Below are 5,745 nucleotides of genomic sequence, written 5' to 3' on the forward strand. Positions count from 1 at the left end.
CGATAAATCTTCAAAGTATTCCTATAAAACGAACGAAAGGAGCTTTAGCGATTCTGTTTTGGGGCTCGACACTAAATAGCAACAAAAAAAATCCTTTTATCGCTCAATGATAAACCTTTTTTATTCCTAATCAACACGCGTGTAATAACAAAAAAATTCTTTCATTAATCTAGGATGAGACCAATATTATTTTTCTTAGCTTTTTCAAAATACAATTTAGCTATAGTTATATCAAAGATAGCCATTCCCATTGGATGGAACATTATAGCTTGATTGTCAGGAAATTCATTCATTGCATTATGCAAAACTACATCAACAATGGATTTTGTACTCTCTCTATTCAAATTCCGTTCTTTATGCATAACTTCTATATCAGTATTTGCTCTACAAACCTCGTCCCAATCATCTACAATAATCGATTGAGTGAAATCAATAATACTAGGTTCATAATCTCGAAGAGAAACGTTAAGCAGCAGTGCACCCTTTTTAGGTTCTTTATTTATATATCTCATCTCTGAAACTGTACAAGTTATAAAGATATCACTATTTTTATAAACATCTTCCCAAGAACTACAAATTTCTGTTTTCTCTAACCAATTTGTAGGTATTTTCTCCATAGAAATTCCAGCAAGATCAAAAATACATATTTTATCTATCTTTTCATTTAATAACTCCGTGACCATTTGATAATGTAACTGTCCAATTGGTCCAAATCCAATAATGCCGATATTAATTTTATCTAAGTTCCTAGCTGCTTGAAATTTACGTATCATCAATCCCGAAACAGATGCTGTACGAATCCCGCTTATTAAAGCGGTATTTATTATACATTTTGGTTCTCCTGTATTAACATCATTTAATACAGTTATTGAGTGAGCTCTTGGAATAGTCTTTTTAATATTTTTCGGAAAACTAGCAATCCATTTTATACCTGTAGCAGAAATATCACCGCCAACATATGCAGGCATAGCAATGATACGATCATTCGGATCTTTAAATTTCAAATAAGGTTTAATCGGTTGAGAAAAATCATTGTTTGATAAACATTCTACAGCGTATTCAAGATTAGAAATATTTTCATCCCAATCTATCGGAATTGCTGATATATCTGTTTTGTTTAAATAGAGCATAGTATTTTCAACTCCTATGTGTATTTCAAACTCACCACTGTATCCTTTTGATTGTTAATCCATTTTACCCATTCATTACTATAAATAGTGTCAACATATGGTGAACCACCATCGGGACATAAAAACACTACATTTGGAACTTGGTTAAGTTTTTTATCTTTAAAATATTCACTAATTGCATAATATGATGCACCTGAAGACCCACCTGCAAAGATAGCAAATTTCTCAAAAAGCTCATAACATCCTTCTACTGCTTTGGTTTCAGGGACATATATTACTTCATCTATTAATGCTTCTTTTAAAATATCTGGTGTCATACTAGAGCCAATACCGGGAATGTAACGTTTACTTGGTGGTTTTCCAAAAATAACTGAACCTTCTGTATCTACTGCAATAATTTTTATATTAGGAAATTTCTCTTTTAATTTCCTTGAAACTCCTGCAATCGTACCGCAAGAACTAACACCAATAAATGCATAATCTATTTTATCAAAATTTTCAGATATTTCAGTTCCCAATCCGTAATAATGCGCTCGTAAACAATCTATATTTCCATATTGATTGGTCCAGAAAATATTATCATTATCAGTTTGAAAACGTTTAATCTCGTTAAGTCTTGTTAAGAGATATCCGCCTGTTTCATCTCTTTCAGTAACTTTTACTACATCGTGTGATATTGTATGAAGCAATTTTTCATAGGTTGAACTAATATTCATATCAATAAAAGGAATAAACTTAATTCCCAAGAATTTGCATATAGTAGCTAATGCTATAGCAAAGTTTCCAGATGATGATTCAATTACTGTTGTATTTTCGTCAATCTTTCCATTTTTAATTGCCTCTTTAATAACATAATAGGCTGGTCTCATTTTCACACTACCCATTAAATTATAAGATTCTAATTTTGCAAATAAATTAATAGGATTTACGCCTAGATTCACACAAGGTGTATTGCCTATATATTGATTAAGAAGATCCAGTTTTTTAAGCAAATTTTAATAATCTCCCTTCATAAATAAAAGTATTAAAAATAAACGACTTGTATCTCAGAAGTTCGTAATAAAATCAGTTAAGTTATAAACTCATAATGGCTTCAACTGCAAAGTCTGTTCCTTTAGGTAATGCCTTAACACCAACTGCCGCTCTTGCTGGGTATGGGGCTGTAAAAAGTTTTGCCATTTCTTCATTAACTAATGAAAAATGAGTTAAATCAGTTAGGTATACTGTTAGCTTAACAATATTAGAAAGATTTCCGCCTGTAGCTTCCACAACTGACTTCAAATTATTAAAAGAGCATTGAATCTGTTCCTTTATTCCGCCTTCTACTACTTCCATTGTTTCAGGAACAATGGGCGCTTGAGCTGATAGAAATACAATATTGTTTGAAAGAATTGCTTGTGAATAGGTACCTATTGGTTCTGGCGCCTTGTTTGTATAAATTTCTCTAATAGACATTTTTATACTCTCCTTCTCTCGTTAAGTTCATACGTTTTACTTGGTCATTCAAAATGCTATACCGTTACACTGTTACGATCTAAACTATTTCTATTTGGTGAAAGTGCTTCTTCTACGACTCCTAGATTTTTTAAAGATTCAGTAAAACAATTCCTTGTTAGAAGCATTCTACAACAGTTTGCAATAGCAGGTGCTGTCTGAAACCCATATCCTCCCTGTCCTACTAACCAAAAGAAACCTGGTACATCTGCGTCCTCACCTACCACCGGCGTCCTATCTGCCACAAAAGAGCGCAAACCTGCTAATGTATGACCAACTTTCTTAACTTCTATGTTAGTTACCGCTTCAAGATTATTTACAGCTATAGCGATATCTAAATCTGATGGTTTTGCATCACAAGGTGTTATTGGAATTTCATCACATGGACTTACAAACAATTTTCCCGAGTCTGGTTTAAAATAAAAAGATTCACTTAAATCTCCTACATACGGCCATTTATTTGTATTATATTCATCAATTGATAGATAAAAGACGCTTCTCTTCTTTGGTTCAAGGTTAATAGTTCTAACTCCTGCTAAACTTGCTATCTGGTCAGCCCAAGCACCTGCTGCGTTAATAATCATCGGTGCGACAATCTTACCTTGGGTTGTATCTACACACCAAATATTGTTATGGCGAGATATTGAATTCACATTACAATTGGTAATCAGAGTCCCACCATTTCCTTTAAATCCATTGATATATCCTTGATGAACAGCATGTGTATCGATATCCATTGCATCTTTTTCAAATATACCCGATGTATATATATCTGTATTAATGACTGGAACAAGACTTCGTAACGCTTCACCTTCTAGCAGTTCCAAATTATTTACTTCATTTTTCATTTCTTTATAATGTTGTTCTGCTAATATCTTCTGTTCTTTTGTTGCTAAAAAAATTGCCCCTCTTTCTCTTAATAAAGGTTTATCACTAAATCCTTTTGGGGGATTAGTATAAAACTCATAGCTATTCCTTGTTAATCCTCTTACTGTTTTATTACCATATGCTTGCATGTAAATTGCTGCAGAACGTCCTGTGGAATGGTAGGCTAATTGAGTCTCTTTTTCTATAAGGATTACATTAGCCTCTTTAGCCAATTCATATGCTGCCGATGCACCTGCAATTCCCGCACCAATAATTAAATAATCTACGCTTTGATCCTTCATTAAATATCATCCCTTTTGCGAATTACTAGTTTCTTTAGTCAATTCTTTTGTTTTTTGAGAAAATATTAAAATTCATTTGAAAAATTGAATTTGTTAGAATGCCAGCTATTAATCCCCAAAAAGCAGCTCCAATACCTAAAAAGGAGATACCTGATATAGTAACTAGAAAAGTAATTAATGCACTTTCCTTTTGAGTACCTTCCATTGCTGAAGCTAGGCTCGAACTAAGTGAAGCAAATAAAGCTAAACCAGCAATAGTTGCTATAAACTCACCGGGAAGTGCTTGAAAAATTGATGCAATTGCAGCTCCAAATAAACCAAAGATTAAATAAAATAATCCACATGAAATACCCGCAATATATCTTTTATTTTTATCTTCATGAGCTTCTTTTCCAGTACAAATCGCAGCAGTAATTGCCGCTAAATTAATAGCATGAGAACCAAATGGTGCAAGTAAAATAGAAAAAATACCCGTTGTTGTAACTAATGGACTTATAGGAACATTGTATCCATCCGCTCTTAGTACCCCTATGCCAGGAGCATTTTGAGATGCCATCGTTATAATACATAATGGAACGCCAATCCCAATCAAAGCATCAAGCGAAAATGTAGGAATTGTAAAAATAGGATTCACTAAAGATATATCAATACTGTCAGTCTTTAGATTTCCAGTAAAATAAGTAATCAATAATCCTAAAAATAATGTAATTACGACCGTATAACGTGGTGAAAACCTTTTAAAAAGTAAATAGCACAGTATCATCGGAAAAACCAATTCAGGTAGATTTCTTAAAGACGTAAAAACTTCAACTCCGAAGTTTAAAAGAATTCCTGCAAGCATAGCAGTTGTGATTGAATAAGGTATTCGATTCATCATTTTCTCAAATATCCCTGTAAACCCTAAGAATGTGATAATTAATGCAGAAAAAATGAACGCTCCAATAGCATCTGTATAGGAATAAGTTGACCAGCTTGAAACAAGTAAAACCACTCCTGGTGTAGACCACGCTGTTATAATTGGAGCTTTAAACCAAATACTCAACAAAATACAAGTTATCCCACTCCCCATTGATATAGCCCATATCCACGAAGACAAATGAGAATCACTTAAATGTGCTACTTTCGCAGCTTGAAAAACAATTACTAGAGGCCCTGCATAAGATACCATTGTGGCAATTAATCCGACAACTACAGATGATATTGATAAATCTTCTTTTAACATTCCCATATTAAAGGAGTGTCTTGTCTTTAACAAAAAGCAACCCTTCCTCCAGTATCTGTTTTCATAAATTTATATTCCTTTACCCCCTCCCTCTTTTACTATTTTTTACAATATCACAACAACCCTCAGCCGAAAACCATTTTTTTCCACGTTCGATTTTCTGTCATTTTTAATAAAGCTTTCTTGTTTTTTTGAAAAATAAATTTATATTATCTGAAAAAAACAAAATTAGTTCTGAATACCAAGAATTTTCCCAAGAATCAGTTTTTTGAATTTGAATACTTGAATACTATACATATCTAAGAAGAAACAAAACTTTATGCATACCTCAGATAGGTTACTTTGTTTTATAAACACATTTGGAAAGTTGTTTATCCATTTAACTATTTTCAATTTTTAGAGATGGACACTTTAATTATTTAAATTGTTATCTAGCTAAAGTTTCGCCGGATTAAATTATTATCCTATTTCAAATTTGTCTATACAAAAGAATAATGTTAATTTTTACTACAAAAGAAAATTTTTATAATTAATTGACTATCATACTTCGATATAATAAAATTTAAAGATTTATTTTTATGGATTACATAATCGTGATAATGCAGTTATTTAATTTTGATATCAGGTGTGTTGATTAACCATTTATACATTCGAAGAGGCTGATTTTCGCTACGGGCGAGCGTCGAGTAGCCCTACACTACAAGCTCTTCATCATAACATGTGGTTGATT

5 protein-coding genes are annotated in these 5,745 nt (G+C 32.4%); all 5 read right to left on the reverse strand.

The genetic code is table 11. The features are described 5' to 3' along the window. Positions 1–164 precede the first annotated feature (164 nt). The 5 genes from QRN68_RS26085 to QRN68_RS26105 all read right to left on the reverse strand — a co-directional run bounded on the left by QRN68_RS26085 (position 165) and on the right by QRN68_RS26105 (position 5,048). Positions 165–1,130, reverse strand: a complete 966-nt coding sequence (locus QRN68_RS26085) for a 2,3-diaminopropionate biosynthesis protein SbnB (protein ID WP_285400315.1) — start codon at positions 1,128–1,130, stop codon at positions 165–167. A gap of 14 nt (positions 1,131–1,144) precedes the next feature. Beyond that, on the reverse strand, positions 1,145–2,122 hold the full coding sequence (sbnA, locus tag QRN68_RS26090) for a 2,3-diaminopropionate biosynthesis protein SbnA (protein WP_285400317.1): 978 nt from the start codon (positions 2,120–2,122) through the stop codon (positions 1,145–1,147). Positions 2,123–2,204: 82 nt separating this feature from the next. After that, entirely contained in the window at positions 2,205–2,585 is a 381-nt protein-coding gene (locus QRN68_RS26095) for a Rid family detoxifying hydrolase (RefSeq protein ID WP_285400319.1), read from the reverse strand. Positions 2,586–2,641: 56 nt separating this feature from the next. Next, the gene (locus QRN68_RS26100; RefSeq protein WP_285400321.1) at positions 2,642–3,793 is read right to left on the reverse strand and encodes an NAD(P)/FAD-dependent oxidoreductase; all 1,152 of its coding nucleotides are present in this window, start codon (positions 3,791–3,793) and stop codon (positions 2,642–2,644) included. A 34-nt stretch (positions 3,794–3,827) separates the two neighbouring features. Continuing rightward, a complete protein-coding gene (locus tag QRN68_RS26105; protein ID WP_285400322.1) occupies positions 3,828–5,048 on the reverse strand; it encodes a benzoate/H(+) symporter BenE family transporter in 1,221 nt (406 codons plus the stop codon). Between the last annotated feature and the right edge of the window lie 697 nt (positions 5,049–5,745).

It is taken from the genome of Lysinibacillus sp. fls2-241-R2A-57, assembly GCF_030209535.1.
Classification (GTDB): Bacteria; Bacillota; Bacilli; order Bacillales_A; family Planococcaceae; genus Lysinibacillus.

What these genes read in the sequence shown, in the direction of transcription:
- QRN68_RS26085 (WP_285400315.1), bottom strand. Translation starts at nt 1,130, where the DNA reads ATGCTCTATTTAAACAAAACAGATATATCAGCAATTCCGATAGATTGG.
- QRN68_RS26100 (WP_285400321.1), bottom strand. Translation starts at nt 3,793, where the DNA reads ATGAAGGATCAAAGCGTAGATTATTTAATTATTGGTGCGGGAATTGCA.
- QRN68_RS26095 (WP_285400319.1), bottom strand. Translation starts at nt 2,585, where the DNA reads ATGTCTATTAGAGAAATTTATACAAACAAGGCGCCAGAACCAATAGGT.